The 26,097-nt window shown below is 66.5% G+C and carries 31 protein-coding genes and 1 other RNA gene; 14 read left to right on the forward strand and 18 right to left on the reverse strand.

Going from position 1 to position 26,097, the window contains the following annotated elements:
• Window positions 1-49 precede the first annotated feature (49 nt).
• From ABE423_RS11390 to ABE423_RS11400, 3 genes are all read right to left on the reverse strand, one after another.
• Window positions 50-439: a DUF488 family protein gene (locus tag ABE423_RS11390; RefSeq protein ID WP_346486072.1), complete on the reverse strand. Its 390-nt coding sequence runs from the start codon at window positions 437-439 to the stop codon at window positions 50-52.
• A gap of 120 nt (window positions 440-559) precedes the next feature.
• Entirely contained in the window at window positions 560-1,354 is a 795-nt protein-coding gene (locus tag ABE423_RS11395) for a hypothetical protein (RefSeq protein WP_049400701.1), read from the reverse strand.
• Window positions 1,355-1,559: 205 nt separating this feature from the next.
• A complete protein-coding gene (locus ABE423_RS11400; RefSeq protein ID WP_125894981.1) occupies window positions 1,560-2,816 on the reverse strand; it encodes a 6-phosphofructokinase in 1,257 nt (418 codons plus the stop codon).
• Between the two features lie 136 nt (window positions 2,817-2,952).
• On the opposite strand from ABE423_RS11400, the gene ABE423_RS11405 reads away from it, so the two are divergent.
• The 3 genes from ABE423_RS11405 to ABE423_RS11415 all read left to right on the forward strand — a co-directional run bounded on the left by ABE423_RS11405 (window position 2,953) and on the right by ABE423_RS11415 (window position 5,784).
• The gene (locus ABE423_RS11405) at window positions 2,953-3,516 is read left to right on the forward strand and encodes an adenylate kinase (protein WP_032128385.1); all 564 of its coding nucleotides are present in this window, start codon (window positions 2,953-2,955) and stop codon (window positions 3,514-3,516) included.
• 328 nt (window positions 3,517-3,844) lie between these two features.
• Window positions 3,845-5,209, forward strand: a complete 1,365-nt coding sequence (gene mpl, locus ABE423_RS11410; RefSeq protein WP_346486074.1) for a UDP-N-acetylmuramate:L-alanyl-gamma-D-glutamyl-meso-diaminopimelate ligase — start codon at window positions 3,845-3,847, stop codon at window positions 5,207-5,209.
• Complete coding sequence (locus ABE423_RS11415; protein ID WP_032128383.1) at window positions 5,206-5,784, forward strand: LON peptidase substrate-binding domain-containing protein; 579 nt, start codon at window positions 5,206-5,208, stop codon at window positions 5,782-5,784. The genes mpl and ABE423_RS11415 overlap by 4 nt, the downstream gene beginning before the upstream one ends.
• A 141-nt stretch (window positions 5,785-5,925) precedes the next feature.
• Here the strand turns inward: ABE423_RS11415 and ABE423_RS11420 are convergent, their stop codons facing one another.
• Window positions 5,926-7,920 carry a VTT domain-containing protein gene (locus ABE423_RS11420; protein WP_346486077.1) on the reverse strand — a complete coding sequence of 665 codons (1,995 nt, stop codon included), beginning with the start codon at window positions 7,918-7,920 and terminating at the stop codon, window positions 5,926-5,928.
• An 85-nt stretch (window positions 7,921-8,005) separates the two neighbouring features.
• Here ABE423_RS11420 and ABE423_RS11425 point away from each other — a divergent pair, with 85 nt between their 5' ends.
• The 3 genes from ABE423_RS11425 to ABE423_RS11435 all read left to right on the forward strand — a co-directional run bounded on the left by ABE423_RS11425 (window position 8,006) and on the right by ABE423_RS11435 (window position 9,691).
• A complete protein-coding gene (locus ABE423_RS11425; protein ID WP_049400706.1) occupies window positions 8,006-8,668 on the forward strand; it encodes a serine/threonine-protein kinase in 663 nt (220 codons plus the stop codon).
• A complete protein-coding gene (locus ABE423_RS11430; RefSeq protein ID WP_346486079.1) occupies window positions 8,665-9,171 on the forward strand; it encodes a DUF2867 domain-containing protein in 507 nt (168 codons plus the stop codon). The genes ABE423_RS11425 and ABE423_RS11430 overlap by 4 nt, the downstream gene beginning before the upstream one ends.
• Window positions 9,172-9,328: 157 nt before the next feature.
• Window positions 9,329-9,691, forward strand: a complete 363-nt coding sequence (locus ABE423_RS11435) for a DUF4288 domain-containing protein (protein WP_071228176.1) — start codon at window positions 9,329-9,331, stop codon at window positions 9,689-9,691.
• A 62-nt stretch (window positions 9,692-9,753) separates the two neighbouring features.
• On the opposite strand, the gene ABE423_RS11440 is transcribed toward ABE423_RS11435, so the two are convergent.
• The gene (locus ABE423_RS11440) at window positions 9,754-10,437 is read right to left on the reverse strand and encodes a hypothetical protein (RefSeq protein ID WP_346486081.1); all 684 of its coding nucleotides are present in this window, start codon (window positions 10,435-10,437) and stop codon (window positions 9,754-9,756) included.
• Between the two features lie 108 nt (window positions 10,438-10,545).
• On the opposite strand from ABE423_RS11440, the gene ABE423_RS11445 reads away from it, so the two are divergent.
• From ABE423_RS11445 to ABE423_RS11455, 3 genes are all read left to right on the forward strand, one after another.
• A complete protein-coding gene (locus tag ABE423_RS11445) occupies window positions 10,546-11,364 on the forward strand; it encodes an NAD(P)-dependent oxidoreductase (protein WP_071228178.1) in 819 nt (272 codons plus the stop codon).
• 93 nt (window positions 11,365-11,457) lie between these two features.
• Window positions 11,458-12,450: a YiiG family protein gene (locus ABE423_RS11450; RefSeq protein WP_346486083.1), complete on the forward strand. Its 993-nt coding sequence runs from the start codon at window positions 11,458-11,460 to the stop codon at window positions 12,448-12,450.
• A gap of 17 nt (window positions 12,451-12,467) precedes the next feature.
• On the forward strand, window positions 12,468-13,433 hold the full coding sequence (locus ABE423_RS11455; RefSeq protein ID WP_346486085.1) for a YiiG family protein: 966 nt from the start codon (window positions 12,468-12,470) through the stop codon (window positions 13,431-13,433).
• 65 nt (window positions 13,434-13,498) lie between these two features.
• On the opposite strand, the gene ABE423_RS11460 is transcribed toward ABE423_RS11455, so the two are convergent.
• The gene (locus ABE423_RS11460; protein ID WP_346486086.1) at window positions 13,499-14,371 is read right to left on the reverse strand and encodes an ion transporter; all 873 of its coding nucleotides are present in this window, start codon (window positions 14,369-14,371) and stop codon (window positions 13,499-13,501) included.
• 63 nt (window positions 14,372-14,434) lie between these two features.
• Here ABE423_RS11460 and ABE423_RS11465 point away from each other — a divergent pair, with 63 nt between their 5' ends.
• Entirely contained in the window at window positions 14,435-15,661 is a 1,227-nt protein-coding gene (locus ABE423_RS11465) for an acetylornithine transaminase (protein ID WP_006467246.1), read from the forward strand.
• Window positions 15,662-15,709: 48 nt separating this feature from the next.
• Here ABE423_RS11465 and ABE423_RS11470 read toward each other — a convergent pair whose 3' ends face one another.
• Window positions 15,710-16,312, reverse strand: a complete 603-nt coding sequence (locus ABE423_RS11470) for an HAD-IA family hydrolase (protein WP_346486088.1) — start codon at window positions 16,310-16,312, stop codon at window positions 15,710-15,712.
• A 123-nt stretch (window positions 16,313-16,435) separates the two neighbouring features.
• Between ABE423_RS11470 and azu the strand changes: the two genes are divergently transcribed.
• Entirely contained in the window at window positions 16,436-16,885 is a 450-nt protein-coding gene (gene azu / locus ABE423_RS11475) for an azurin (protein WP_049460658.1), read from the forward strand.
• 131 nt (window positions 16,886-17,016) lie between these two features.
• Here azu and hemL read toward each other — a convergent pair whose 3' ends face one another.
• Window positions 17,017-18,306 (reverse strand): glutamate-1-semialdehyde 2,1-aminomutase, encoded by a 1,290-nt coding sequence (gene hemL, locus ABE423_RS11480; protein ID WP_346486090.1) that lies wholly within the window; start codon window positions 18,304-18,306, stop codon window positions 17,017-17,019.
• A gap of 16 nt (window positions 18,307-18,322) precedes the next feature.
• Window positions 18,323-18,949, reverse strand: coding sequence for a thiamine phosphate synthase (gene thiE, locus ABE423_RS11485; protein WP_253145211.1), 627 nt, complete (start codon window positions 18,947-18,949; stop codon window positions 18,323-18,325).
• A gap of 34 nt (window positions 18,950-18,983) precedes the next feature.
• Here thiE and ABE423_RS11490 point away from each other — a divergent pair, with 34 nt between their 5' ends.
• Entirely contained in the window at window positions 18,984-19,208 is a 225-nt protein-coding gene (locus ABE423_RS11490) for a rubredoxin (protein ID WP_080291769.1), read from the forward strand.
• A 70-nt stretch (window positions 19,209-19,278) separates the two neighbouring features.
• Here the strand turns inward: ABE423_RS11490 and ABE423_RS11495 are convergent, their stop codons facing one another.
• The 8 genes from ABE423_RS11495 to ABE423_RS11530 form a co-directional block, all read right to left on the reverse strand.
• The gene (locus ABE423_RS11495) at window positions 19,279-20,124 is read right to left on the reverse strand and encodes a SirB1 family protein (protein WP_010484022.1); all 846 of its coding nucleotides are present in this window, start codon (window positions 20,122-20,124) and stop codon (window positions 19,279-19,281) included.
• A gap of 298 nt (window positions 20,125-20,422) precedes the next feature.
• On the reverse strand, window positions 20,423-20,866 hold the full coding sequence (locus ABE423_RS11500; protein WP_125894959.1) for a DUF192 domain-containing protein: 444 nt from the start codon (window positions 20,864-20,866) through the stop codon (window positions 20,423-20,425).
• Between the two features lie 21 nt (window positions 20,867-20,887).
• Entirely contained in the window at window positions 20,888-21,535 is a 648-nt protein-coding gene (gene rpiA, locus ABE423_RS11505) for a ribose-5-phosphate isomerase RpiA (protein ID WP_019338635.1), read from the reverse strand.
• Window positions 21,536-21,557: 22 nt separating this feature from the next.
• The gene (locus ABE423_RS11510; RefSeq protein ID WP_032128370.1) at window positions 21,558-22,037 is read right to left on the reverse strand and encodes an EVE domain-containing protein; all 480 of its coding nucleotides are present in this window, start codon (window positions 22,035-22,037) and stop codon (window positions 21,558-21,560) included.
• A complete protein-coding gene (locus ABE423_RS11515; protein WP_107431543.1) occupies window positions 22,034-22,627 on the reverse strand; it encodes a 5-formyltetrahydrofolate cyclo-ligase in 594 nt (197 codons plus the stop codon). The genes ABE423_RS11510 and ABE423_RS11515 overlap by 4 nt, the downstream gene beginning before the upstream one ends.
• Before the next feature lie 83 nt (window positions 22,628-22,710).
• Window positions 22,711-22,896, reverse strand: a non-coding RNA gene (gene ssrS / locus ABE423_RS11520) — 6S RNA.
• A 152-nt stretch (window positions 22,897-23,048) separates the two neighbouring features.
• Entirely contained in the window at window positions 23,049-23,345 is a 297-nt protein-coding gene (locus ABE423_RS11525; protein WP_005410899.1) for a cell division protein ZapA, read from the reverse strand.
• Window positions 23,342-23,563 carry a TIGR02449 family protein gene (locus ABE423_RS11530; protein ID WP_005410898.1) on the reverse strand — a complete coding sequence of 74 codons (222 nt, stop codon included), beginning with the start codon at window positions 23,561-23,563 and terminating at the stop codon, window positions 23,342-23,344. The genes ABE423_RS11525 and ABE423_RS11530 overlap by 4 nt, the downstream gene beginning before the upstream one ends.
• A 153-nt stretch (window positions 23,564-23,716) precedes the next feature.
• Between ABE423_RS11530 and ABE423_RS11535 the strand changes: the two genes are divergently transcribed.
• Both ABE423_RS11535 and ABE423_RS11540 read left to right on the forward strand, forming a co-directional pair.
• Complete coding sequence (locus tag ABE423_RS11535) at window positions 23,717-24,265, forward strand: YecA family protein (protein ID WP_032128368.1); 549 nt, start codon at window positions 23,717-23,719, stop codon at window positions 24,263-24,265.
• Window positions 24,266-24,270: 5 nt separating this feature from the next.
• Window positions 24,271-25,593: an aminopeptidase P N-terminal domain-containing protein gene (locus ABE423_RS11540; protein WP_100437673.1), complete on the forward strand. Its 1,323-nt coding sequence runs from the start codon at window positions 24,271-24,273 to the stop codon at window positions 25,591-25,593.
• Window positions 25,594-25,829: 236 nt separating this feature from the next.
• Here ABE423_RS11540 and ABE423_RS11545 read toward each other — a convergent pair.
• Window positions 25,830-26,097 (reverse strand): hypothetical protein (locus tag ABE423_RS11545; protein WP_346486094.1); only part of this gene is annotated, 268 nt, incomplete at its 5' end.

Below are 26,097 nucleotides of genomic sequence, written 5' to 3' on the forward strand. Positions count from 1 at the left end.
GCGGTCATCCACCGGTAGTGCCGGCCGCTGGCCGGCAACCCTGCAATCATCACTCCGCCAGCGTCGCCCCGCGCGCGACCAGCAGCTCGCGCAATACCGTACGGTGGCAGTGCGTCTCATCCTCGCAGTAGCAGCCCACGCTGATGTCGCTGTGCTGCGACATCGCGGCCAGCAGATCCAGCGCATGCGCGGCATCGGGTGCCTTCATCTCGGCCTTGTAGTGGCGGAAGAAGGCATTCCAGTCGGCGGCGGTCTTCGCTTCGTGCGCCCGCTTTACCAGTTCCGCGCTGGGTGACAGGGTCGGGAACCAGACGTCGTACCAGTCCTGTTCCGCGAACTCACTGCGCGGCACGCCGCGTGGCGGCCGCCGCACGGTACCGATGCGCAGCCCTTCGCCGGGGTGGCGCGGCGTACCCAGCCGAACAACACGCAGTGCCATGATGACCTCCGGACGGGGCATCCATCATCCTGCGATGCACGTGCGCCAGGTGTGAACCGCTGTGGAAACGAAAAGGCCCGGGCGCCTGCGCACCCGGGCCTTTTCCCATGCTGGCAGCGATCAGTTGCCGCGGCAGTCCTTCAACCACAACACACGACCAATCTGGTCGTAGCTGTCGACCACACCAGTCAGTGTCACCTTCTCGCGCGGGCGCAGGGCCAGCGCATACGCGGCCTGGTTGGCTGCGAACGAGCAGGAAATGGCCACGCGCTCAAAGTCGATGCTGCCATCGCTGGGCAGGTCGAAGCTGGTGTTGTAGGTGCCGCCACTGCGCAGCACGGAGGTGATGCGACCGGTGATGGCGTAGGTCTTGCCCTTGTAGCGCGGCTCGACCGCGGCCGGGTTGTCCTTGTTCTGGTTGCGCAGCTGGAAGCCGAAGCGGTCGGCGGCAATCGTCACCACCGACGCCTGCGGAGTGGCCTTGGCCGCCTGTTCGCCAGCCTTGCCCGGCTTGATCTGGTTGAGCAGCTTGCACATTTCTTCGCGCACGCCGTCGGCCGAGGCAATGGCGCCCTTGTTGACCTTCACCACCATGCCGACGGTGCCCTGGCCGCCTTCGGAGGTGGCACTGATGATCATCGGAATCGGCTTGTGGGCCATGGATTCCGGCTCTTCGATCAGCATCGAGCCGCCTTCCACGTCCTCGCTGAGGACGTCCATGTTGGCGTTCTTGGCGATCACCCGCATCTGGCCGATGGCACTGGCCACGGTCAGGTCTGGATGGGTGACCGATGAGGTGAAGGTCGTGCCGACGAAGGGATTGCCCTTCTTCTGGAAGTTGCTTTCGCAGGTCGCAGCGAAGGCCGGCGCGGCGGCACCGCACAGCAGCGCGGCGATCAGGATCGGGTGCTTCATGGTTACAGTCCTTGTGAAATGGCAGCACAGGCCCGGGCCTTGAAGGCCGGGCAGCGTCGAATCTGGCTTGCGGCGGCCCCTTTGCCCCGGGCCGGAGCCCGATTGTGGGGTGCTTCGACGGCCGCCGCAATGTGCCCTGCGCTCCGCACAGGGCTCAACACAAAGGGGCGTATACGACTTAATCCCCTCCGTCCCCTTTTTCGGCTCAGCCCTCGAAGGCCGGCAGCTTCTGCTTCACGGCCACGTTCTTCAGCGTCACGTACTTCGGCAGGCCGTCGGTGCCGTACGGCAGCGGGGCTTCGCCCTTGATCAGCGGCGACAGGTAGGCGCGTGCCTTGGCGGTGATGCCGAAGCCGTCGCGGCGGATGAAGCCGGCGGGCATCTTCTTTTCATGATTGGCGATCTTCGACAGCGGCGCCGCTTCGATCTTCCAGCGATAGGGCGCATCGGTGCTGCGCACGATCACCGGCATCACGCCGTTCTGGCCCTTCAGTGCCAGCTGCACGGCGGCCTTGCCGACCGCCTGCGCCTGCTCCCAGTCGGTCTTGCTGGCCAGGTGGCGGGCCGAGCGCTGCAGGTAGTCGGGCAGCGCCCAGTGCACCTTCAGGCCCAGCTGGTCCTTGACCCGGCCGGCCAGGTGCGCCGCCACGCCGCCCAGCTGCGAGTGACCGAACGAGTCCTTGCCGCCACCGGCGTCGGCGACGAAGCGGCCATCGGCGGTGGCGATGCCTTCCGACGCCACCACCACGCAGTAGCCGACGCGCTCGACCACCGCCTTGACCTTGGCCAGGAACGCCGCTTCGTCATAGGCGCGTTCGGGCAGCAGGATGATGTGCGGGGCCTCGTCATCGCCATTGCCGGCCAGGCCGGCGGCCGCAGCCAGCCAGCCGGCGTGGCGGCCCATGGCCTCGTAGATGAAGACACGGGTGGAGGTCTCGGCCATTGCCGCCACGTCCAGCGCCGCCTCGCGCACCGACACGGCGGTGTATTTGGCCGCCGAGCCGAAGCCGGGGCAGGTGTCGGTCACCGCCAGATCGTTGTCGATGGTCTTGGGCACGCCGATGCAGGTCAGGTCGTAGCCGGAGGCCTTGGCCAGCTGCGAGACCTTCAGCGCGGTGTCGGCCGAGTCGTTGCCGCCGTTGTAGAGGAACCAGCGCACGTCGTGCGCGCGCAGCACTTCCAGCAGGCGGTCGTAGCGGGCACGGTCGGCGTCCAGCGATTTCAGCTTGACCCGGCACGAGCCGAAGGCGCCGCCCGGGGTATGGGCCAGCGCGCGGATCGCGGCGGCACTCTCTTTGCTTGTGTCGATCAGCTCCTCGCGCAGGGCGCCGAGGATGCCGTTGCGGGCGGCCAGAACCTTGATGCCCTTGGCCCGGGCCTGCTCGATCACCGCCGCCGCCGTGGCGTTGATGACCGCGGTGACACCGCCGGACTGGGCGTAGAGGAGAGTACCGTTGCGCATGCTTCTACCTGCTCGGGGGAGGGGACATTGCAGGGACATTACCCGGATGCGGTAAAGTGGCGCTATTGCGGTGCAGCGATACCGGTCCGTCCGGGACGCGAACCTTCTTTGTTTTCAACACGTTGGAGTCAGGTCAATGCGATTGGTTCTGTTGGGACCGCCCGGTTCGGGCAAGGGGACACAGGCGACGCGCCTGAAGGAAAAGCTGGGGATCGCCCACATTTCGACCGGTGACATGCTGCGCGCGGAAATCGCCGCGGGCACGGAGCTGGGCAAGCAGGCCAAGACGGTGATGGATGCCGGCAACCTGGTGTCGGACGACATCCTGCTGGGCATGCTGGAGTCGCGCCTGACCCAGGCCGATGTCGCCAAGGGCTTCATCCTCGATGGCTACCCGCGCAATGTGGCCCAGGCCAATGCGATGGACGGCCTGCTGGCCAAGATCGGCCAGCCGCTGGATGCCGTGGTGCAGCTGGACGTGGCCACCGAGCTGCTGGTCGAGCGCATCGCCGGTCGTGCCAAGGAACAGGGCCGCGCCGATGACACGCCGGAAGCGGTGCGCCAGCGCCTGCAGGTCTACAACGACCAGACCGCCCCGGTGGTCGACTTCTACGCCGGCCGTGGCACCCTGGCCCGCGTCGACGGCGTCGGTGAGCTGGACGAGATCGAAGCCCGCATCCTGGCGGCGATCAAGGGTTGATCCTGCAGGGCCGGTGCACTGCCGGTCCCTCGGGCGCAAAAAGCACAGGCCTGGTCCGCGAGGACCAGGCCTGTGTCGTTTGATAGGCGCCAGCAGAGGGCTTGCTCAGGGCCCCGCAGCATGAGCTCCCTTGGGGATGGCCTCTTGGGGAGTAGGACCGGTTCGGGTACTGCGGCTGGCAGTTCGAATTGTGTCCGGGTTCACAGAACATCGCTATCGGGATTTCCCTGACAGATGATTGGAGTTTTCTCACATCCTGTGTAGGACTTGTCTTACCCCGGATCGGACATTGGCCCTATACAGCCGTCATCGGTCACAATCCTCGGTCATGAGCAGCGTACATATCCTTGCAATCGCCGGCACCTTCATGGGCGGCGTGGCCGCCCTGGCGCGGGAACTGGGCCATACGGTCAGCGGCAGCGACCAGGCCATCTATCCGCCGATGTCGACCCAGCTCGAACAGCTGGGCATCACCCTGGACCAGGGTTACCGCGCCGACAGCGTGCCGGCCGGCACCGACGAGGTGGTGATCGGCAACGCGCTCTCGCGCGGCAACCCGGCCGTGGAGGCCGTGCTCGACGCCGGCCAGCGCTACATCTCCGGCGCCCAGTGGCTGTCCGAACAGGTGCTGCCGGGCCACGACACCCTGGCCGTGGCCGGTACCCACGGCAAGACCACCACCACCACCATCCTCACCTGGCTGCTGGAAAGCGCCGGTCGTTCACCGGGTTTCCTGATCGGCGGCGTAGCCGAGGATTTCGGCGTCTCCGCCCGCCTGGGGCAGGGCCGCGAGTTCGTGGTCGAGGCCGACGAGTACGACACCGCCTTCTTCGACAAGCGCAGCAAGTTCGTGCACTACCGGCCGCTGGTGGCCATCCTCAACAATCTTGAATACGACCACGCCGATATCTTCCCCGACGTGGCCGCGATCCAGCGCCAGTTCCACCATCTGGTGCGCACGGTGCCGGCGCGTGGCCGACTGATCGTCAACGGCGAGGATCAGCATCTGGCCGAAGTGCTGGCGATGGGCTGCTGGACGCCGGTCGAACGCTTCGGATTCGATCCGTCGCTGGAATGGCATGCCGAGCTGCTGGCCGCCGATGGCGGCGCCTTCCGCGTGCATCACCGCGGGCAGGCAATGGGCGACGTGCAGTGGTCGTTGCTGGGCCGCCACAACGTGCTCAACGGCCTGGCTGCGCTGGCCGCCGCGCATGCGGTGGGCGTGGCACCGGCCGACGTGATTCCTGCGTTGTCACGCTTCCGCAGCGTCAAGCGCCGCATGGAAGTGATCGGCCAGCATGACGGCATCACCATTTACGACGACTTCGCCCATCACCCGACCGCGATCGCCACCACATTGGAAGGCCTGCGTGCCAAGGTGGGTGATGCGCGCATCGTGGTCGCGATGGAGCCGCGCAGCAATTCGATGCGGCTGGGCGCACACGCGCAGGCGCTGGCTCCGTCGCTGGCGCTGGCCGATGAAGTGGTGTTCCTGCATCGCCCGGAACTGGCCTGGGATGCCGCTGCTGTGATCGCCGCGGTGCGTGGCGAAGCGCACGCCGTGCCCGATACCGACGCGCTGCTGGCGCAATTGCAGGCCAGCGCGCGCAGTGGTGACCAGGTGGTGTTCATGTCCAATGGTGGCTTCGACGGTGCACCGCGCCGTTTCCTGGCCGCGCTGCAGGCCCGATGAGCGTCGACGGTTCGCTGCCGCTGTTTCCGCTGCACACCACGCTGGTGCCGGGTGCGGCGGTAGGCCTGCGCGTGTTCGAGCGCCGCTATCTGGACCTGGTCCGCGACAGCGGCCGCAGTGGTGAGGGGTTTGGTGTCTGTCTGATCCTCGATGGCGAGGAAGTCGGCGCACCAGCAACGCCGGCCGCCTATGGCGTGCAGGTACGCATCGAAGACTTCGATGTCGGCGCCGACGGCGTGCTGCAGTTGCGCCTGCGTGGCACCCGCCGCTTCCATGTCGAGCGCACCCGCGTACGCGACAACGGCCTGGTGGTGGCCGACGTGCGTTGGTGTGATGAAGACCCCGATGACGAATTGCGGCCGCAGCATGCGCTGCTGGCCACGGTGCTGGGGCACATCATCGAACAGGCCGGCGAGGCCTATGCGCCGGCCAACCCGGCATTGCTGGACCAGGCCAGCTGGGTCGGCTGGCGGCTGGCCGAACTGCTGCCACTGAGCGAGCAGCAGCGCCTGCAGCTGCTGCAGATGGATGACCCGCACCAGCGATTGCAGCAGTTGCTGGGCTGGATGCCGTAACCGGAAAACGCCAACCAAGGTTGGCCACTACCAGGGCGCAGCGGAACCGGAAACGCCAACCAGGGTTGGCGACAGCCAGAGCGCGCCGGAACCGGGAAACGCCAACCAGGGTTGGCGACTACCAGAGAAGCACCGGCTCGATCACGGCATGGTCTTCAACCGCAACACCGGCAGCCCGGTTTCGCTGTGCACATCCTCCCGCTGCGGCAGGTTCTGCACGGCGTCCTTCACCGCGTTCAACGCCGGGTCGACACCACGCAGCGGGTGCCACATGCCGATCCATTCGAAGTGGCGCTCGTAACGCAGGGTCTGTGCACTGCCCAGCCACAGCGGCGTGTTGCCCGGCTGCAGCTGCGCGGGTGCCGGCCACAGGCGCAGCACATAGCGCTCATCCGGCTTCGCACCCTGGCGCACCATCAGCAGTGCTTCCACGCGGGTGTCCAGCGTGGCCGGCAATACCGGCAGCTCATCGGCGCCGGTGTTCTTGTCCAGCATCAGCAGCGCCTGCTGCCAGCCGGCCTGCTCCTGCCGCTTCCAGCCGCGGGCTTCCAGCTGCGCCTGCAGCGGCGCCAGCGGGCCCGCCACCTGCACGTCCAGCGGCCAGCGCTGGTCGTCGTCGAACTCGTTGCGGCGCGCCGGCAGCGTGGCCCAGTCGTGCTGCCACCAGGCTTGCGCATCCATCGCCTGCGGTGCCGGCAGGGTCGGCTCGAAACGCTCCAGCTTCACCGGAATGTGGCGCGGCGCGTACCACATCGCCGCCACGGCGAATACGCCGTAGAACAGCCAGGCCACCGGCTTCACCCAGAACGAGCGGTTGAAGCGGCGGCGGTAGGCGATGCCCAGCACCAGCAGCCAGAACGTGCCGAACAGCATGCCGCCGATCACATCGCTCAGCCAATGCGCGCCCAGGTACAGGCGCGAGAAGCCGATCAGGCTGACCACGATGCCCGACACCAGGTACGGCCAGACGCGGGTGCGACCGGGCATCTCGCGGGCGATCAGCACCGCGAAGAAACCGAAGGTGATGGTGGCCATGGTCACCGACACCGACGGGAAGCCAAAGCCGCTGCTGGCATCGACCGGGCGTACCACATCCACGGTGGCGCCGAGCAGCATGGTCAGGGCCAGGCCGAAGGCAAGCGCGGCCAGCCAGTGCGCGGCTGCCATCCAGCGCCGGCGCCAGATCAGATAGCCCATCGCCGCCGCGGTGGCCGGCAGCAGTACCTGCCAGGCGCCCAGCGATGCCAGCGCGGCCATCGGGTAGTCGGCCAGCGGATTGCGCAGCGCCAGCATGGCCTGGTGCACCAGCAGGTCGATCGCCAGCGGCTCGCCGTGTGCGACCACCACGGTCAGCAACGCGAACCAGCCCCAGCCCAGTACCAGCAGCATCAACGCCAGCATTGCCAGCGGCACCGACTCACGCCGCTTCGGGTCCAGCACGCCAACGGTGTAGCGGCCCAGCGTCGGGTGACGGTTGGACCAATCCAGCAGGCGCGCCAGCCAGTTGTCCATGCGCGCGGCCGACCAGCGATAGCCGTACAGAACGATGGCCCAGACCAGGCCGAGGATCACCGCCAGCAGGCCGACCACCACCACCAGTCGTCCGGCCACGGCGGCCACGGCGTCATACGCCTCGCCAAGAATCCAGCCCGGCGCCAGGAACAGCACCGCCCAGGAGATGCTGGCGATGCCGCTGGCCTGCACGTAGCGGCTGGCCGGCATCTTCATCATGCCGGCGATGGCCGGCACGAACGGGCGGATCGCGCCCACGTAGCGTGCGATCAGGATGCTTTTGAAGGCGTTGCGGCGGAACAGGTTCTCGCCGCGGTCGAGCAGCTGCGGGTAGCGGCTGAACGGCCAGATGCCGCGCAGGCGGTCGCCCCAGCGTCGGCCGATCCAGTAACTGATACCGTCGCCGGCAAATGCGCCCAGGGCTGCAGCCGCCACCGCGTACGGCCCGGAGATCTGGCCCAGGCCGATGAACACGCCCACCGCGAACAGCAGCGGCAGCGCCGGCACGATGGCGCCAAGAATGATCACCGCATCGCAGAAGGCGATGAGGAAGATAACGGCACCCGCCAACACGGGGTGAGCGGCAATCCACGCGAGCGTGGCGTCGATCCATGAAGAGTCCATTGCCCGATTATAGGGGCGTGAAGGTGACTGGTTCCCAGCCGCTTCGTGACCGTTTGCAACCGGCGCCTTCGCCTAGAATGGCCCCATGCCGCATACGCCAGACGCTCCACCGCACGCTTTGAAGGCCGACAGCTTCGGCCAGATCCTTCTTGTGAAAGGGCCCGATGGCCCCTTCGTGCGCCGTGATCTGGGCGCCACGCCGCTGTGGCTGCGGCTGCCGGCCTGGTGGCTGGCCCGCCGCGAAGCACGCGCGCTGCGCCACATCCACGGCATGGCCGATGTGCCGCAGCTGCTGGCGTGGGATGGCCGTCACCTCGACCGCAGCTTCATGGCCGGCGATGCCATGTACCAGCGTCCACCACGCGGTGACCTGGCCTGGTTCCGCTCGGCGCGTCGGCTGCTGCAGCAGCTGCACCGCAATGGCGTGGCCCACAACGATCTGGCCAAGGAAGCCAACTGGCTGGTCACCGAAGACGGTCGTCCAGCGCTGATCGACTTCCAGCTGGCGGTGATAGGCAACCCGCGCTCGCGCTGGATGCGGCTGCTGGCCCGCGAGGACCTGCGCCACCTGCTCAAGCACAAGCGCATGTATTGCCGCGAGTCGCTCACCCCGGTGGAGAAGCGCGTGCTCAAGCGCACCTCGTGGGTGCGCGAACTGTGGTTCGCTACCGGCAAGCCGGTCTATCGCTTCGTGACCCGCCGCATCCTGCATTGGGAAGACAACGAAGGGCAGGGGCCGAAGCCGTGAGCAGTGCGTCCGTCGTGAGCAGGCCGCCAACTGCCTGCAGCGTGCTGCGTGCGCAGTTGCCCGGTGCCGACTTCGTGCACGCCTGCCAGGCGACGACCCGTCGCGATGGGCGCTCGGCCCTGCAGGCCTATCGCGATATGGCGGCGACCATTCCCGGCTGGTTCGATGGGCTGATGGCACTGCGCAATCGCGGCATGCGCCTGCTCGGCATGAAGCACCTGGGCTCGTTGCGTGCGGTGCAGGATGTTGAGGATCCTCAACCCGGCCAGCGGCTGGGCATCTTCACCCTGCAGTCGCTGGACGTCGATGCCATCGTGCTGGAAGACGACGACCGCCACCTGCGTGTGCAGTTGGCCCTGCAATGGCAGGGCGATGTGCTGGAAGTGGCGACGGTGGTGCATACGCACAACGCGTTCGGGCGTGTATACATGCTGCCGGTCGCCCCGGTGCATCGGTTGATCGTGCCGCATCTGCTGGAGAAGCAGGTGCGGTTGTACCGGTAGATCCAGGCCATGCGTGGATGTGGTTTGTGATCCGTGGGCTGCTTAACGGCTAAACGGCTCATTGCCAAGTGCCGCATAAATGTGGATTCCGCTGGCAGCAGAAGGCTCGCGACATCCAAACCAGGGACAACCCGCAAAAGAATCATTGAGGTGATGCATGTGGTATTGCGCACACGCCATTTTCTACTACGAGAGTCCAGGACAGGGGGCGTTCCGGGTGCATGAGAACGTGTATCTGATCAGTGCCGACAACGATGAACACGCTCTTGAGAATGCAGAAGCGCTTGCTTCCGGGTATGAGGATCTGACCGGTCGCCTGGTGGGTGAAGACGGTAGGCCTTCCCTCTATCGATTCGCCGGAATTCGCAAGCTGATATCAGTGGCGAGTGATGAGGACACTGCCGAGGGACGCCTGCACTCGGGTGTGGAGGTCACGTACTCCGTCATGGCGGTGGATACGTTGGACCAGGTGAAGCGGCTTGCCCGTGGTGATGGCGTGGCAGTGCTGTACCAGGAATAGAGCTGTACCAGGAATAGAAATGTAGAGCCGAGCCATGCTCGGCTCTATAGGGGGCCGTGGCTTTACGGCGTCGCCGGCACCACCTGCTGGCCGATGAATTTGCGCTTGGCATCGAAGTCATAGGCGATCTGCAGCTGCCCCACATCCGGGCAGGCGTGGCAGTCGCGCAGCGGCGTGCGGTACAGCAGGCGGATGCCGCCGTTATCCAATGGCGAAGCGCCGGCCGACTGTGCCGGCGCGAACGGCGTGGCCTGCGGGTTGGCCTTCAGCAGTTCCTGCACAGCGGGGTCGGCACGCAGGGTGTCGTCCAGCTGCACGGCATCCACATCGATGCGCTTGCCGCTGGCATCGACCAGGCGGGTGCCTTCATTGGTGTTGGCGCGGAACGGATACTCGACCGTGGCAATGCCCAGTCCTTCGTTCTCGTGCCAGGCGGTCACATAGGCCAGCTCACCGCCGCTGGACAACTGCTCGGCGGCGGTGATGGCATCGGCGCTGGCGCCACCCGCGCGCATCGCATCGCGCAGGCAATCGCGGGTCGCGGCGTTCTCACCCTGGCGGCAGGCGTTGAGATCGCCATCCCAGACCACCGCCTCGCTCCAGCGCATCTTGCCGTCGGCGGCGGCCTTCTCCGCGCTGGGCGCGTCACCGGCGGGCGGCTCCTTTCCGGGTTCCGGCGAACGGCCCTGGCAGGCGGTCAGCAGGGCAAGCCCCAGGGCAGGCAGCAACAGGCGGGAACGGCGCATGGCGTGGACCTCGTGCGTTGTCTGGAGGCCCGAGTATCGTCAAGGGCGGGTGAACTCCGCGTCGGCGCGGCATACTAGCGGCTCATTGCATACGCTGGAGTGTGGAACGTGGGCAGTCTGCAGGGCAAAACGCTTTTCATCACTGGTGCCTCGCGCGGCATCGGCCTGGCCATCGCACTGCGCGCTGCGCGCGACGGCGCCAATGTGGCCATTGCAGCCAAGTCGTCGGTGCCGAACCCGAAGCTGCCGGGCACCATCCATACCGCGGCCGAAGCGGTAACGGCGGCTGGCGGCCAGGGCCTGGCCCTGAAGTGCGACATCCGCGAGGAAGAGCAGGTGCAGGCGGCGGTGGCGGCCACGGTCGATACCTTCGGTGGCATCGACATCCTGATCAACAACGCCAGCGCGATCTGGTTGCGCGGCACGCTGGATACGCCGATGAAGCGTTTCGACCTGATGCAGCAGGTCAATTCGCGCGGCAGCTTCCTGTGCGCGCAGGCCTGCCTGCCGTACCTGCTGCAGGCGCCGAACCCGCATATCCTGACTCTGGCGCCGCCGCCGAGCCTGGAGCCGAAGTGGTGGGCACCGCACACCGGCTACACGCTGGCGAAGATGGGCATGAGCTTCGTCACCCTGGGCCTGGCCGCGGAATTCGGTCCGCAGGGCGTGGCGGTGAATGCGCTATGGCCGCGCACGGTGATCGCCACCGATGCGATCAACATGATTCCGGGCGTGGATGCGGCTGGCTGCCGTACGCCGCAGATCATGGCTGATGCCGCACATGCGGTGCTGGTGCGTGAAGCGGCCGGCTTCCACGGCCAGTTCCTGATCGACGATGAAGTGCTGGCACAGGCCGGTATCACCGATCTTTCCGGATACGCGGTGGATCCGTCGCGGCCGTTGTTGCCGGATCTGTTCCTGGATTGACCGCGCGTCGCTGGAAGAGGCCGAGGGCTGCGACCCTCGGCCTGCTGCGCTAGAATGCGTGGCTGTAATCGATTTCAACAAGGATGTGAGCACATGTCACGCACTCTTTCCGTCGCGGCGTTGGCCGCTTCGCTGTCGTTGATCCTGACCGCCTGCGGTGGCAAGGCACCCGCAGCTGCGGGCGGCGCCGCTGCCTCCGGCACGCCGGACGCCAGCACGGCCCCGTCCGATACACAGCAGCAGTTGACCGCCAAGCTCAACGCCTACATCGGCTGCTTCAACGCGCTGGATTCGAAAACCCACGGCAGCATCCAGTCCTACACGCGCTGGATCAAGGATGTCGACGCTGGCCCGACCGGACGCGAGACGCACGTGTACGGCCCGTTCGAGATCAGCGACTACGACATGAAGCAGTGCGACGCTCCGGTGACCGAGGCGATTGCTGCCAAGCCGGCGCTGGCCGAACTCGATGCGGCTGCAGGTCACTACCGGCAGGCGCTGAAGGCACTGGTGCCGGTCAGCAAGGACGCGCATGACTACTACGATCGCCAGGACTACGAAGACGACCAGTTCGCCAAGGGCAAGCAGCTGCACGCGCCCTTGATGGCCGCCTTCAAGGATTTCGTGGCTGCCAGCGAAACGTTCAATGCCGAGCTGGAGCGCCAGAACGACGCCGCCCAGCGCGAGCAGCTCAAGGCGCTGGAACAGGCCGAGGGGCGCACGCGCGAGTACTACCGTCTGGCGATGATGCTGGAAGCCAAGGCCATCATGGATCTGATGAGCGAGGATGATTTCGATCAGGGCAAGGCCCGCGAACGCCTGGATGCCTTCAACCGCATTTCCGATGAAGCGCACGCCAAGGTTGCCGACCAGGAACCGGGCAAGTCGGACTGGGAAGGCTTCGAGCGTGGGGCCGAGAATTTCCGGCGCGAAGGCAAGGAGCGGCTGCAGCGCGTCAGCGAGAAAAAGCCTTACACCGATTTCGAACGACGCATGCTTGATTCGCCGTCGATGGCGCCGCGTGGCTCTGCCAGCAAGCTCATGCAGGAATACAACACGCTCGTTTTCCAGAGCAACCGCCAGTGACCGGCGCGCCAGCACCCATGCGAGAGACCATGACGACTTCCTGTCTGCGTATCGCGCCGCTGCTGCTGATCGGCGCTGTGGCTGGCCTGAGCGGCTGCAACAAACCGGCAGGGTTGTCGCTGGCCGACCCCAGCCTGGAGAAGGTGAACGCCTACATCGAGTGCTACAACGGCGTTGAACAACCCATTCACGAGGGTTTCCAGACCTACACCAGCTGGATGAAGGACCCTGAAGCCGGCCCGACCGGCAAGGAAGCGCAACCGCGTTCGCCCGGGAAGGTGCTGTCGCACCGCGTCGAGTACTGCGGCCAGCCACTGGCCGACGCGCTGGCGAAGACCCCGGCCTTGCCGATGGATGGCCCCGCGCGTGACTATCAGCAGGCCTTCCAGGCATTGAACACCCTGGTCGAGCGCGCCGATGGATACTTCACCCGCGAGGATTATCGTCGTGATGGCGGTGAAGGGATGCGCAGCCAGCATGCCCCGCTGATGCAGGCCTATGCTGATTTCTTCAAGGCCAGCGAAGCGATGGATGTGGCGCTGGAAAAGAACGAGAACGATCGCCGTGCCGCGCAGCTGAAGCAGATCGAGGAGAGCGAAGGGCGCTCGCTGGCCTACTATCACCTTCGCCTGCTGGGCGACGGCAAGCTACTGGCCACGGCGTTCCAGGACGACGCACCGGATGTTGCGGCGCTGCGCGTGCAGCTGGCTGACTATCAGGCACTGGTGACGGAAATCCAGAACGGCGGCGTCGGCAAGGACGACCCGATGTGGGGCCACGTGCAGCGTTCGGCGGACAAGCTGGTGCGTACTGCGGGACGTGGCGTCGAGCGCCTGGAGCAGCACAAGCCGATCACCGCCGAAGCACTGGCGGCAGAGCGGAAGGCGTCGGGCAGTTGGCTCACCACCGACCCGGAAGGAGCGCAGTCAACGATCCTCGCCGCATACAATGATCTGGTGACCACCAGCAACCGCATGCGGTGAGCAACGGCACACGCATCCATGCGTAACCGCCGAGAGGTAGTGCCGGCCGCTGGCCGGCATGTGCCTCAATGGTTGAACGCATCCGGCAGCTTGCCGCCGCACTTGCGGCAGTGCAGTGCATCCGGTTCATGGCCTTCCAGCCCACAGTCCGGGCAGCCACGTGCATCACGGCGTGCGGCCAGCTCGGCTTCACGCATGGTGCTGGCCAGTTCGGCGGTGTAGATGCCGGTGGGCACGGCGATGATGCTGTAGCCGATCAGGATCAGCACTGAGGTGACGAAGCGGCCAAGCACGGTCTGCGGCACGATGTCGCCGAAGCCGACCGTGGCCATGGTCACCACCGCCCAGTACATGCTGGCCGGGATGTTGGTGAAGCCGTGTTCGGGGCCCTCGATCACGTACATCAGCGCACCGGCGATGATGGTGATGGTGATCACCGTGAACAGGAACACCAGCACCTTGCGCCGGCTGCGCCACAGTGACGTCATCAGGATGCCGCTTTCCTCGATGTAGCGGGTCAGCTTGAGGATGCGGAACACGCGCAGGATGCGCAGCGCGCGCACCACCAGCAGGCTCTGCGCGCCGGGGATGAACATCGACAGGTAGGCGGGCAGGATCGACAGCAGGTCGATGATGCCCCAGATGCTCACCGCGTAGCGCAGCGGGCGCTTGACCACCGCCAGTCGCAGGAGGTACTCGGCGGTGAAGATGATCGTGAAGGCCCATTCCAGGATGTACAGGCCGGTGGACCATTCGGCATGCAGGTGCTGCACGCTGTCGATCATCACCACCAGGATGCTGGCGACGATCGCCACCACCAGGATCAGGTCGAAATTGCGCGAGGGCCGCGAGTCGTGGCGGTAGATGATGTCGAACCACCGACGGCGCCAGCCGGTCTCGGTGGCGGGGTTCAGCTGGGGGGCGGAAAACGGTCGCATGGGCGCATTGTGCCGCAGGGGTTCCGGCGCGAGAATGGGGATTCCTGAACCCTGCCGACTGCCATGACCGCCGCTACCGATCCGCTGATCTCCCTTTCGCACTATTACCTGCCGGTCTACAAGCCCCGCCAGGTGGTACTGGAACGAGGCCAGGGCGCCCGCGTGTGGGACAGCCAGGGCCGTGAGTTCATCGACCTGGCCGCCGGCATCGCCGTGTGTGGCCTGGGCCACAACGACCCGGACCTGGTCGCCGCGCTGGTCGAGCAGGCCGGCAAGCTCTGGCACACCAGCAACGTGTTCTACAGCGCGCCGCCGTTGCACCTGGCCGAGGAGCTGGTGAAGGCCAGCCGCTTCGCCGAGCGCGTGTTCCTGTGCAATTCCGGCGCCGAAGCCAACGAAGTGGCGATCAAGATGGTCCGCAAGTGGGCCTCCAGCCAGGGTCGCCCGGCCGACAAGCGGGTGATCATCACCTTCCGTGGCAGCTTCCACGGCCGCACCATGGGCGCGGTGACCGCCACCGCACAGCCGAAGTACCAGGAAGGCTACGAGCCGCTGCCCGGTGGCTTCCGCTACATCGATTTCAACGATGAGGTGCAGCTGGAAACCGCGATGGCCGCCGGCGACGTGGCCGCAGTGATGCTGGAGCCGATCCAGGGCGAGGGCGGCGTGATGCCGGCCAAGTCCGGCTTCCTCAAGCGCGTGCGCGAGCTGTGCGACCAGCACAACGCACTGCTGGTGCTGGATGAAATCCAGGCCGGCATGGGCCGCACCGGCACGCTGTTCGCGCACTGGCAGGACGATGTGGTACCGGACATGGTCACCCTGGCCAAAGCGCTGGGTGGTGGCTTCCCGATCGGTGCGATGCTGGCCGGCCCGAAGGTGGCCGAAACCATGCAGTTCGGCGCACACGGCACTACCTTCGGCGGCAACCCGCTGGCTGCTGCGGTGGCCCGCGTGGCACTGCGCAAGCTGGCCTCGGCGGAGATCGCCGCCAACGTCAGCCGTCAGTCGAAGGCGCTGCGCGATGGCTTCGCCCGCATCAACGACGAGTTCGGTGTGTTCAGCGACGTGCGTGGCCGTGGCCTGATGCTGGGCGCGGTGCTGAGCAAGGACTTCGCCGGCCAGGCCGGTGCGATCCTCGACCACGCCGCCGAGCAGGGCCTGCTGACCCTGCAGGCCGGCCCGGACGTGCTGCGCTTCGTGCCGTCGCTGAACATCACCGACGAAGAAGTGGCCGAAGGCCTCAAGCGCCTGCGCGCGGCGATTGCCGCGTTCATCGCCGCGCGCTGAATCTGCTGAGGTCGGACCCCTCTCCTGCGGAGAGGGCTCTGACCCTGATCAGCTCACCGCGTAACGCTTCAACACCTTGCCCAATCCCCGGCCATCGCGCACGGTTTCCGCGTGCAGGCCGGCGGCGCGTGCGCCGCGCACGTTGGCGAACAGGTCATCGACGAACAGCGTGCGCGCAGGTGCCACGCCGAGTACCTCAAGCGTGCGCAGGAAGACTTCCGGCGCCGGTTTGCGCAGGCCGAAATCGGCGCTGCAGAACACGCGGTCCTGCAGGGCAGGGAACAGTTCCGGCAGCAGGGTGGGCAAGGCCTGTTGCATCAGCGCGCCGTTGTTGGTCAGCACTGCCATCGGCAACTGCAGGGCCTGCAGCCGCTGCAACACGGCAGCCTGCGGATGGCTGGCGGCCCGCCGCGCCGCGGTCCAAGCAGTCACATCGACCGTCGTGCCTAGAAGCTCTCCCAGCTGCGCCAGATAGGCCGGGCCATCCAGCGTGCCATTGTCATGTGCCGCTTCCAGCCCGCTGTCGTACAGCGCGGCCTGCACGGTTTCCGGCACGACATCCAGCGCCTGCGCAAGGTGCAGCACGCGCTGCGCGCGCTGGTAGTGCACCAGCACGCCATCCACATCCAGCAGCAACAGGTCGATCCGCATTGGTCGAGCATGCCATTGCAGTGAACACGCGGGAAACCCTGGAGCAGCCATGCGACAGACGGTCGCAGACGCGGCCGCAGGGGCCTGCCTAGAATGGCGCTTGAATCCGCAGGAGATGCAACGATGAAGGCTTGGATGGTGGCAGTGGGACTGGGCGCGCTGATGCTGGCGCCGTCAGCGATGGCGCGGGTGTGTGCGGTGAGCATCGACAGCACCGACCAGATGAGCTTCAGCAGCCGCGAGATCAAGGTGGCCGCTGATTGCACCGCCGTGGATCTGACCCTGCGCCACACCGGCAAGCTGGCCGCTACCGCGATGGGCCACAACTGGGTGCTGACCCGCAGCGCGGATTACCAGCCGGTGGCGATGGCTGGCATGCGTATGACCCTGGCCGACAGCTACCTGCCGAAGGCCGACAAGCGCGTGCTGGCGCACACCAAGGTGATCGGCGGTGGTGAAACCGCGCGCGTGCGCTTCTCTACCCAGGGCCTGCAGAAGGGCGGTGACTACACCTTCTTCTGCTCGTTCCCCGGCCACTTCGCGATGATGAAGGGCAAGTTCGTCTTCGGTTGAGCAGCCACGCATGGCGTGGCTCTACCAGTAGATCCACGCCATGCGTGGATGAAAAAGGGGACGGAGGGGATTAAGTCGTTTGTGCACAAACGACTTAATCCCCTCCGTCCCCTTTTTCGTGCAGAGCGGGCTCAGCCCTTGGCGGCCTTGAACGCCACGCATGCAGCGGCGAGGGTGGCCTCGATCACGGCATCGTCGTGCGCGCTGGACAGGAAGCCGGCCTCGTACGCCGACGGTGCCAGGAACACGCCCTGGTCCAGCATCGCGTGGAAGAAGCGGTTGAACGCCGGGATGTCACAGGCGGTGGCCTGCGCATAGGTCTCCACCTTCTCGCTGGTGAAGAACAGCCCGAACATCGCACCCACGCAGGTGGTGGTCACGGCCACACCGGCGTCGGCGGCGGCCGCTTCCAGGCCGGCACACAGGCGCGCGGTGCGCTCGGCCAGGTCGGCGTGGAAGCCCGGCTGCTGGATCAGTTCCAGCATCGCCAGGCCGGCGGCCATCGCCACCGGATTGCCGCTCAGCGTGCCGGCCTGGTAGATCGGGCCGGCCGGGGCGATCTGCTGCATCAGCTCGCGGCGGCCGCCGTAGGCACCCACCGGCATGCCGCCGCCGATGATCTTGCCGAAGGTGGTCAGGTCCGGGGTGATGCCGTAGTGCGCCTGTGCACCGCCAAGGGCAACGCGGAAACCGGTCATCACTTCGTCGAAGATCAGCAGCGCGCCATGCTTCGTGCACAGGTCGCGCAGGTGCTGCAGGTAGCCTTCGCGTGGCGGAATGCAGTTGGCGTTGCCGACCACCGGTTCGATGATCAGGCCGGCGATGTCGTCACCCTGCTGTTCGAACAGGGCAGTGGCCGCTTCGAAGTCGTTGTAGGGCAGGGTCAGGGTCAGTTCGCTCAGGCCGGCCGGGACGCCCGGCGAGGTCGGCACGCCCAGGGTCAGCATGCCGCTACCGGCCTTGACCAGGAACGAGTCACCGTGGCCGTGGTAGCAGCCTTCGAACTTGACGATGCGGTTGCGACCGGTGGCGCCGCGCGCCAGGCGGATCGCCGACAGCGTGGCTTCGGTGCCGGAGTTGACCATGCGTACCATCTCGCACGACGGCACCAGTCGGGTGATGGTCTCGGCCATGGTCACTTCGGCCGCGCAGGGCGCGCCGAAGGACAGGCCGTTGTCGATCGCCTTCTTCACCGCCTGGCGCACCGCCGTGTGGTTGTGGCCAACGATCATCGGGCCCCAGGAGCCGACGTAGTCGATGTAGCGGTTTCCATCGACGTCGTACAGGTAGGCGCCATCGGCGCGCTCGACGAAGAACGGTTCGCCACCGACCGATTTGAACGCGCGCACCGGCGAATTGACGCCGCCCGGCAGCAGCTGCTGGGCGCGGGAGAACAGGGCGTGGGACTGGTCGTGGTTCATGCGGATTTCCTGGGCATTACGCGAACTGGGCGAGATAGGCGCGCTGGATCGCAACCGGGTCTTCGGCGGCGAACACGCTGCTGACCACGGCGACCAGATCGGCGCCGGCGTCGATGATGGGACCGACATTGTCCGGCGTCAGGCCGCCGATCGCCACCCGCGGCACGCCCAGTGCGGCGCTTTGCCGCAGCAGGTCGGTGTGGGCGCGGCTGGTGGTGATCTTGGTGGTGGTCGGGAAGAACGCGCCGAAGGCCACGTAGCTGGCGCCGGCCGCCACGGCCTGCTCGGCGTTGGCCAGCTGGTCGTAGCAGGACGCGCCGATGATGGCGTCCGCGCCGAGCAGGGCACGCGCGCTGGGGATATCGCCATCGGTGCCGCCCAGATGCACGCCGGCGGCGCCGACCGCCTTGGCCAGCGCCGGGTCGTCGTTGACGATCAGCGGCACGCCGTGTTCCTCGCACAGCGCCTGCAGGGCGGTGGCCTGCTCCCGCCGCAGCGCGCCGCTGGCGGTCTTGTTGCGGTACTGCAGCCAGGTGGCGCCGGCGGCCAGCAGCGGCGCGGTGCGGGCCAGCAGGCGCGCGGTATCGGGCTCGTCCGGGGTGATCAGGTAGACGCCGCGGGGCGCCGGGGAAGCAGAAGTCATCGATGGCTACCGGTGAGTGGGCCGCGATGGGACAATGGCGGCCCGTGAATCCAGCCTTGATTATCCGATGAGCGATGCCACCCCCACCACCTTGCGTACCTGGATGTGCGTGGTCTGCGGCTTTCTTTACAGCGAAGCGGAAGGCTTGCCGGAAGAAGGCATCGCGCCGGGGACGCGCTGGGAAGACATTCCCGAGACCTGGACCTGCCCGGATTGCGGCGTGACCAAGGCTGATTTCGAGATGGTCGAGGTCGATTGAGTTTCCGGGCCGCCGGGCATGGCCCGGCGCTACCGGTGGGTGTGGACCGTTGGTCCACACACCGACACCCTCAGTGCAGCCGTGGCACCGGCCCGCCGAGGTCGATCAGCTTCTCGCGCAGCCACTGCGCATCGCTGGCTTCCGGGTTGCGCTTCAGATACTGCCCCAGGTCGTGGCGGGCACCGGCCAGATACTCCAGCTGCAGGTAGGCCAGGCCGCGATCACGCAACGCGTCGTCCTGCTCCGGGGCCAGCTTCAGCAGGCGGTCGGCACTGCGTGCGGCGCGGTCCCATTCGCCGGCTTCGGCATACACGCCGTGCAGGTTACGCAGCATGCGCATCAGGATCGCGCGCGCCGGCGCCGGATCGAGGATCTGCGCCAGCACCTGGTCGTCGGGCATCTGCCCGCCCAGGTGTGACTTGGCCCGCTCGCGCAGTTCGTCCACGTCCAGCGGGCGGCCGCCATTGAACGGGTCCATCACCAGCACGCCGTCGTCCACCGGCAGGCGCACCAGGAAGTGGCCGGGGAAGGACACGCCGTCGAGCGGGATTCCCAGCCGGCGTGCGACTTCCATCTGCACCAGCGCCAGCGAGATCGGGTTGCCCAGGCGGCGCTCGAATACCTGGTTGAGGTAGCTGTTGCGCGGGTCGTAGTACTCGTCGTGGTCGCCGCTGTAGCCCAGCTCGTCGAACAGGTGGCGGTTGATCGCCGCCATCTTCAGCGGGCTGTTGTCGATGCTGTCCACTTCCGAACGGAGGTGGTCGACATGGCTCTGGATCAGCGCGTCATAGGTGGACGGCTGCAGATCGGGGTATTCATCGCGCGCGATCAGCAGCGCGGTCGGCAACAGTGGCAGCGCCTCGTCTTCGAGGTCGGCCAGTGCATCCCAGTCGGGGAGTGAGATCCGGTCCTGCATGGCCACAGACTGGCGTCATTCGCAGGCGGTTTCAAGCGGTGCCGCGTGAAAAGAACATCGTCTTGGAAATGTCGTGTCGACCAAGGTCGACACCTACCAACAGCCGCCGGCCAACTGTCAGAGGTGGGGCGGTGTGGGCTTGCAGGACCGCAGGCGCCATGGATGGCGCCTACGAACCCCCAGGGACGGGTTTACGGCGTGTCCTGCAAGTCCACACCGCCCCGCCATCCCTCGGTAACCCAGCTTTTGCCTTTGATGTTGATTCGGCGGGTGCCGGGCGCAGCCCGGCAGAACCCTGTTACTCGATGCCCGGGCCGAAGGTCAGCTCGGTGCCGTCCTTCAGCTTGAGCTTCTCGGCCTGGCCGGCGTTGAGCTCCAGTACATAGCGCGCCGGGCCACCGCTGGGGTAGGGCGGGCACATGTCGCCGGCCGAGCACGGCGGCACGTCGCGCTGCTGGCTGACCAGCTTGCGCTGGCTGTCGAAGTACAGGATGTCCAGCGCAAGCTTGGTGTTCTTCATCCAGTACGCCTGCATTTCTTCGCGGTCGTGGATGAACAACATGCCGTGGTCAGCGGCCATCTGGTCGCGGAACATCAGCCCGCGCGCGCGGGTTTCATCGTTGGTGGCCAGCTCCACCTGGTAGCGCGCACCATCCAGCTCGACCCAGTGGCGGGCCGCATCGGTGGCACAGCCGGCCAGGGCCAGCAGCGGAAGCATCAGCAGCGAACGCAACAGCGACATCGTCAGGATCCTTCGAAAGGGTCAGAGCACGACCGGCGGCTCACCACCGACGATCACCACATCGGCGCGACGGCGCGCGAACAGGCCGACGCAGACCACGCCGGGCAGCTGGTTGAGCTCGCGCTCCAGCTTTTCCGGATCGGTGATCTGCAGGTTGTGGATGTCCAGGATCTGGTTGCCGTTGTCGGTGACCACGCCTTCGCGCCAGGTCGGCTGGCCGCCGGTCATGTCGCGGATCTGGCGGGCGACCAGGCTGCGCGCCATCGGGATCACTTCCACCGGCAGCGGGAACCTGCCCAGCACCGGCACCTGCTTGCTCGGGTCGACGATGCAGATGAAGCGCTCGCTGGCCTCGGCGATGATCTTCTCGCGGGTCAGTGCGGCGCCGCCACCCTTGATCAGGCACTTGTTGGCATCGCACTCATCGGCGCCGTCCACGTACAGCGACAGGTTGCCGCTGTGGTTCAGCTCGATCACCTCGATGCCGTGCTGCTTCAGGCGCGCGGTGCTCTGTTCGGAGCTGGACACGGCACCCTTGATGCGGTGCTGGATGCGGGCCAGGGCATCGATGAAATAGGCCACGGTGGAACCGGTGCCGACACCGACGATCATGCCGTCTTCAACGTACTCGATGGCTTTCTCGGCGGCCAGGCGCTTGGCTTCGGACATGGGAGAACTCTCAGGCAGGGAATCAGGATTTCTTTTCCAGCGACAGCAGCAGCTTCCACTGCGCGGCGGTCACCGGGAACACCGACAGGCGGTTGCCCTTGGCAACCAGCGGGAAGCCCTCGCCGAGTTCTTCGGCGTGCAGCTTGATCTCGTCCAGCGCGATCACCTGCTTGAGCTTGCGGTCGAAGGCCACGTCCACCAGCATCCAGCGCGGGTTCTCGCGCGTGCTCTTGGGGTCGTGGTAGTCGGATTTCGGGTCGAACTGGGTGTCGTCCGGATAGGCCGGGCTGGCGACCGTGGCCAGGCCGACGATGCCGGGCACCTTGGTATTGGAGTGGTAGAACAGGATGCCGTCGCCCACCTGCATGCCATCGCGCATGAAATTGCGCGCCTGGTAGTTGCGCACCCCGTTCCAGGGTTCGACCTTGACCTTGGCCAGGTCATCGATGGAGAAGGCGTCCGGTTCGGACTTCATCAGCCAGTAGCGCTTGCGGGCGGTCATGCGTTCACGGGGGCAGCGGAGGGGAACAGGGTGCCGTCTTCGGTGCAGATCGCATCCACCGGCACGTCCCACGACGCCACCGGCAAGGACTCGACCTGCTGCACCGCGAATGCAGCGCCGACCAGCCAGGGCGGCGCCGGCCGGTCGTGGCGGAAGGCGAAGCTGCGATCATACCAGCCGCCCCCCATGCCCAGCCGCCGGCACTGTGTGTCGAAACCCACCAGCGGGGTCACTACCAGCGCCATCTGCGCCGGTTCCAGGGTGTCTTCCACCGCCACGTCCGGCTCAGGAATGCCATAGCGGTTGCTGGTCAGCGGCTGCCCGGGGCGCCACGGTGCGAAGCGCAGCACGTCACCCGCCAGTACCGGCAGGCAGTAGGTCAGTGTGTCGGGTAGCTGCAACTGCCAGCGGTGCAGGGCAATTTCGCCATCCAGCGCCCAGTAGCCGGCCACGGCGCCTTCGCGCGGGGCGAACGGCAGGGCCAGCAGGGCATCGGCAAGCGATTCGGCGGCGGCGATGCGCTCAGCGGCGGAAAGGTCGCGGCGGCGTTGCCGCAGGTCGTGGCGCAGGGCCTGGCGCGGGTCGGTCATGGCAGCGTGCGGCAAGGATCAGCCGTCATTGTGCCGGAAAGAACAAGGGCGACGCCCGAAGACGCCGCCCTTGCTGGAATATTGCATTCTCCGCAATGTCGATGCATGCGAAACGACCTTGAACCCGGGGGCTCAAGTGGGAACGCTGGAGAACCATCGGGCTTCCCGCTACAAGGCGGACCTGCACTCCCGGCGCTGTCGCGCTCCCGGTGTCGTTCTTAAGGGACAAGGCGAATGTTTGCACATGCCGTCGAGTACCGCAGAGAACGCGTGGCTATTATAGCCAGCACGCAGGATCTGGATAGGCCGTTCGTCGGCAACAGTCCGTGCCAATTCAGATATGAGAAAAGGGGACGGAGGGGATTAAGACGTTTCCGGCACGGAAGGGGCGAATGCGCCTTGATTCCCTCCGTCCCCTCTTCTACGGGGTGCCGTCGATCGCGCGGTCCAGGCGCCGGTTCAGGTCGGCCAGCGTCTGCTGCAGGGCGACTGCCTGGCGGGCGTTCTCGTCGCGCAGCAGTTGCAGTTCATGGGCCAGGTTCAACGCCGCCAGCACGGCGACGCGGTCGACCGCGGCCATGCGGTTGCTGCCGCGGATTTCGCGCATGCGCGCATCGAGCAGGCGGGCGGCGGCCATCAGGCTATCGCGTTCATCGCCGCCGACACCCACGGTGTATTCACGATCGAGGATGCGGACACTGACCGGTTCGGCGCTCATGTGTGCTGCTCCAGGGATTTGAGCCGGCTGATCATTGCTTCCACCCGCGAGCGTGCCTGCTCGTTCTTGGCCAGCAGCGTGGAACGCTCGGCCACCAGCTGTTCCTGCTGGTGGCGCAGGCTGCGGTTCTCCTCGGCCAGGCGCTGGTTGCGTTCAAGCAACGCTTCCACGCGGGCAGCGAAGTCCTGCAGCTGGGCAAGGGGATCGGCGGGTTCCATACGGGCACGATAGGCAAGCCGGGTAAGGGCGGTCAAGCGTTGTCGCAGCAAGGCCTGACGGTCGCAGAGAGGATGCCGTCGGGTTGCTACACTACGGGGTCTCACGGGCGCGCGCGTGCGCGCCCCGGGTTTCCTTTCCGAACGAGCCGCACGATGACCGAACTTCCCTCCGTCGACGACGTTACCCGCGCCAGCCAGGAACTGGGCCTGGGCGCCACCGCTGCCGAGCTGCACGGCGCACTGTGCGGCTGGCTGGCCGCCGGTGGTGCCCCCGGCAATGATTGGCCGGCGCGTGTGCTGGCCGACGACAACCTGCCGCCGGTGGCCGCCGACAGCGTGCTGGGGCAGCTGCTGCAGGTCACCATCAAGCAACTGGAAGACCGCGATTTCGCCTTCGAACTGCTGCTGACCGATGGCGACGACGTGTCCGCGCAGGCTGATGCCATGTTCAGCTGGACCCGTTCCTTCCTGGGCGGCTTCGGCCTGGGCAGCGGCGGCCGCCGCCCGACCCTGTCCGAAGAGGGCGAAGAAGCGCTGACCGACATGGCCAGCCTGGCGCGTGCCTCCAGCGAGGATTTCGAGGCCGGCGGCGATGACGATGACGAAGCCCTGTCCGAGATCGAGGAATTCATCCGCGTGGCGGTGTTGCTTCTGCACGGTGACGTGGTGCTGGCCTCGCGCCATCGGCAGCGCCTGAACTGATGGACATCAAGCAGCGCACCGGCATCGCGGCCGGCGAATACAAGCGTCGGCGCCGCCAGCTGATGGACATGGCCGGCGAGGATGCGATCCTGGTGCTTCCCGCCGCCGCCGAGAAGGTGCGCAGCCTCGATACCCATTACCCGTTCCGGCAGGATTCGGACTTCCAGTACCTGAGCGGCTTCCCGGAGCCGGAAGCGGTGCTGGTGTTGATCCCGGGCCGCCGCCACGGCGAGGCCATCCTGTTCTGCCGCGAGCGCGATGCCGAGCGCGAGGCCTGGGACGGCAGCCGCGCCGGCCAGGAAGGTGCGGTGGCGCAGTACGGCATGGACGATGCGTACCCGATCGACGATCTGGACGACATCCTGCCGGGCCTGCTGGAAGGGCGTTCGCGCGTCTATTACCACTTCGGTCGCGACGCCGATTTCGACCTGAAGCTGATCGGCTGGGTCAACCGCGTGCGTTCGCAGGTGCGCCACGGCGCGCAGCCGCCGCATGAGTTCCTGGAGCTGGGCCACCTGCTGCATGAGCAGCGCCTGTTCAAGTCCGGCGCCGAAGTGGCGCTGATGCACCACGCCGCGCAGATCAGTGTACGTGCGCATCTGGCAGCGATGAAGGCGGCCAAGGCAGGCATCCACGAGTACGAACTGCAGGCGGAGCTGGAACGCGTGTTCCGCGCCAACGACGCGGTGCCGGCCTATTGCAGCATCGTCGGTGCAGGTCGCAACGGCTGCATCCTGCATTACCGCGACAACAACGCACGTTCGCGCGATGGTGAGCTGGTGCTGATCGACGCCGGTGCCGAATACCGCGGCTATGCCAGCGACATCACCCGCACGTTCCCGGTGAACGGCCGCTTCAGCGCCGAGCAGCGCGCGCTGCACGACCTGGTCGGTGACGCGCAGGCCGCGGCACTGGCCCAGGCCAAGCCGGGCGTGGCCTACGAGATGGGTCACCTGGCGGCGGTGCAGACCCTGACCGAAGGCCTGCTGCGGCTGGGCCTGCTGAAGGGCACGCTGGAAAAGAACCTGTCCGAGGGCCTGTACCAGCGTTTCTACCGGCACAAGACCGGGCACTGGATCGGCATGGACGTGCACGACGTGGGTGACTATCGCCTGGCCGGCGATTCGCGGCTGCTGGAGCCGGGCATGGCGTTCACCATCGAGCCGGGGCTGTATATCGGCGTGGACGATACGACGGTGGAACCGCGCTGGCGCGGTATCGGCATCCGTACCGAGGATGACGTGCTGATCACCGATGACGGGCATCGCGTGCTGACCGAAGGCCTGGCGCGCAGCGCCGACGAGATTGAAGCGGTGATGGCGGGGTAAGGGGTTTCGGCAGGGCTTGCAGCCCTGCACCTGCTGCAATCAACGGCAACGTCAAAAGCCGAAGCGGCATTCCGTGGGAGGGCGGGGCACTGTGGGTTTGCGGGGACGCCGCAAGTACGTCCCTGTAGGCTTGGTCGCCGCATCCATGCGGCTCACACCCCGCAAACCCACAGTGCCCCGCCTTTGACAGGTTCAGGCGGCTGTTGGTGAGTGCCGACCGTTGGTCGGCACATCTGTCAGATATCGAATGAATCCTCCACGCATGGCGTGGATCTACTGGCGACTGCGGCCGTTGGAACGCGCGGCTGTTGGTAGGTGTCGACCTTGGTCGACACAGAGCGAGCGCAGCGAGCGACCCGCTTCTGCTTTTCTTTTTTCTTTTCCGTGGTTGAACGCGGCAGGAAACTGTCAGAGGTGGGGCGGGTGGGCCATGCAGGGGCGTTGGCGCCATGGATGGCGCCATCGAGCTTACAGGGACGTACTTGCAGCGTCCCCTGCATGGCC

The organism is Stenotrophomonas sp. TWI1409 (genome assembly GCF_039673015.1).
Classification (GTDB): domain Bacteria; phylum Pseudomonadota; class Gammaproteobacteria; order Xanthomonadales; family Xanthomonadaceae; genus Stenotrophomonas; species Stenotrophomonas maltophilia_A.

Bases quoted from the DNA above. Each gene is read 5' to 3' on its own strand.
- ABE423_RS11405 (WP_032128385.1), top strand. From the start codon at position 2,953: ATGCGATTGGTTCTGTTGGGACCGCCCGGTTCGGGCAAGGGGACACAG.
- ABE423_RS11530 (WP_005410898.1), bottom strand. From the start codon at position 23,563: ATGGAACCCGCCGATCCCCTTGCCCAGCTGCAGGACTTCGCTGCCCGC.
- rpiA (WP_019338635.1), bottom strand. From the start codon at position 21,535: ATGTCCGAAGCCAAGCGCCTGGCCGCCGAGAAAGCCATCGAGTACGTT.
- ABE423_RS11500 (WP_125894959.1), bottom strand. From the start codon at position 20,866: ATGTCGCTGTTGCGTTCGCTGCTGATGCTTCCGCTGCTGGCCCTGGCC.
- ABE423_RS11415 (WP_032128383.1), top strand. From the start codon at position 5,206: ATGAGCGTCGACGGTTCGCTGCCGCTGTTTCCGCTGCACACCACGCTG.
- ABE423_RS11450 (WP_346486083.1), top strand. From the start codon at position 11,458: ATGTCACGCACTCTTTCCGTCGCGGCGTTGGCCGCTTCGCTGTCGTTG.
- ABE423_RS11420 (WP_346486077.1), bottom strand. From the start codon at position 7,920: ATGGACTCTTCATGGATCGACGCCACGCTCGCGTGGATTGCCGCTCAC.
- ABE423_RS11435 (WP_071228176.1), top strand. From the start codon at position 9,329: ATGTGGTATTGCGCACACGCCATTTTCTACTACGAGAGTCCAGGACAG.
- ABE423_RS11460 (WP_346486086.1), bottom strand. From the start codon at position 14,371: ATGCGACCGTTTTCCGCCCCCCAGCTGAACCCCGCCACCGAGACCGGC.
- ABE423_RS11490 (WP_080291769.1), top strand. From the start codon at position 18,984: ATGGCGGCCCGTGAATCCAGCCTTGATTATCCGATGAGCGATGCCACC.
- ABE423_RS11425 (WP_049400706.1), top strand. From the start codon at position 8,006: ATGCCGCATACGCCAGACGCTCCACCGCACGCTTTGAAGGCCGACAGC.
- ABE423_RS11470 (WP_346486088.1), bottom strand. From the start codon at position 16,312: ATGCGGATCGACCTGTTGCTGCTGGATGTGGATGGCGTGCTGGTGCAC.
- mpl (WP_346486074.1), top strand. From the start codon at position 3,845: ATGAGCAGCGTACATATCCTTGCAATCGCCGGCACCTTCATGGGCGGC.
- ABE423_RS11525 (WP_005410899.1), bottom strand. From the start codon at position 23,345: ATGAGCGCCGAACCGGTCAGTGTCCGCATCCTCGATCGTGAATACACC.
- ABE423_RS11495 (WP_010484022.1), bottom strand. From the start codon at position 20,124: ATGCAGGACCGGATCTCACTCCCCGACTGGGATGCACTGGCCGACCTC.
- ABE423_RS11400 (WP_125894981.1), bottom strand. From the start codon at position 2,816: ATGCGCAACGGTACTCTCCTCTACGCCCAGTCCGGCGGTGTCACCGCG.
- ABE423_RS11455 (WP_346486085.1), top strand. From the start codon at position 12,468: ATGCGAGAGACCATGACGACTTCCTGTCTGCGTATCGCGCCGCTGCTG.
- ABE423_RS11465 (WP_006467246.1), top strand. From the start codon at position 14,435: ATGACCGCCGCTACCGATCCGCTGATCTCCCTTTCGCACTATTACCTG.
- ABE423_RS11440 (WP_346486081.1), bottom strand. From the start codon at position 10,437: ATGCGCCGTTCCCGCCTGTTGCTGCCTGCCCTGGGGCTTGCCCTGCTG.
- hemL (WP_346486090.1), bottom strand. From the start codon at position 18,306: ATGAACCACGACCAGTCCCACGCCCTGTTCTCCCGCGCCCAGCAGCTG.
- ABE423_RS11515 (WP_107431543.1), bottom strand. From the start codon at position 22,627: ATGACCGACCCGCGCCAGGCCCTGCGCCACGACCTGCGGCAACGCCGC.
- ABE423_RS11395 (WP_049400701.1), bottom strand. From the start codon at position 1,354: ATGAAGCACCCGATCCTGATCGCCGCGCTGCTGTGCGGTGCCGCCGCG.
- azu (WP_049460658.1), top strand. From the start codon at position 16,436: ATGAAGGCTTGGATGGTGGCAGTGGGACTGGGCGCGCTGATGCTGGCG.
- ABE423_RS11390 (WP_346486072.1), bottom strand. From the start codon at position 439: ATGGCACTGCGTGTTGTTCGGCTGGGTACGCCGCGCCACCCCGGCGAA.
- ABE423_RS11510 (WP_032128370.1), bottom strand. From the start codon at position 22,037: ATGACCGCCCGCAAGCGCTACTGGCTGATGAAGTCCGAACCGGACGCC.
- thiE (WP_253145211.1), bottom strand. From the start codon at position 18,949: ATGACTTCTGCTTCCCCGGCGCCCCGCGGCGTCTACCTGATCACCCCG.
- ABE423_RS11535 (WP_032128368.1), top strand. From the start codon at position 23,717: ATGACCGAACTTCCCTCCGTCGACGACGTTACCCGCGCCAGCCAGGAA.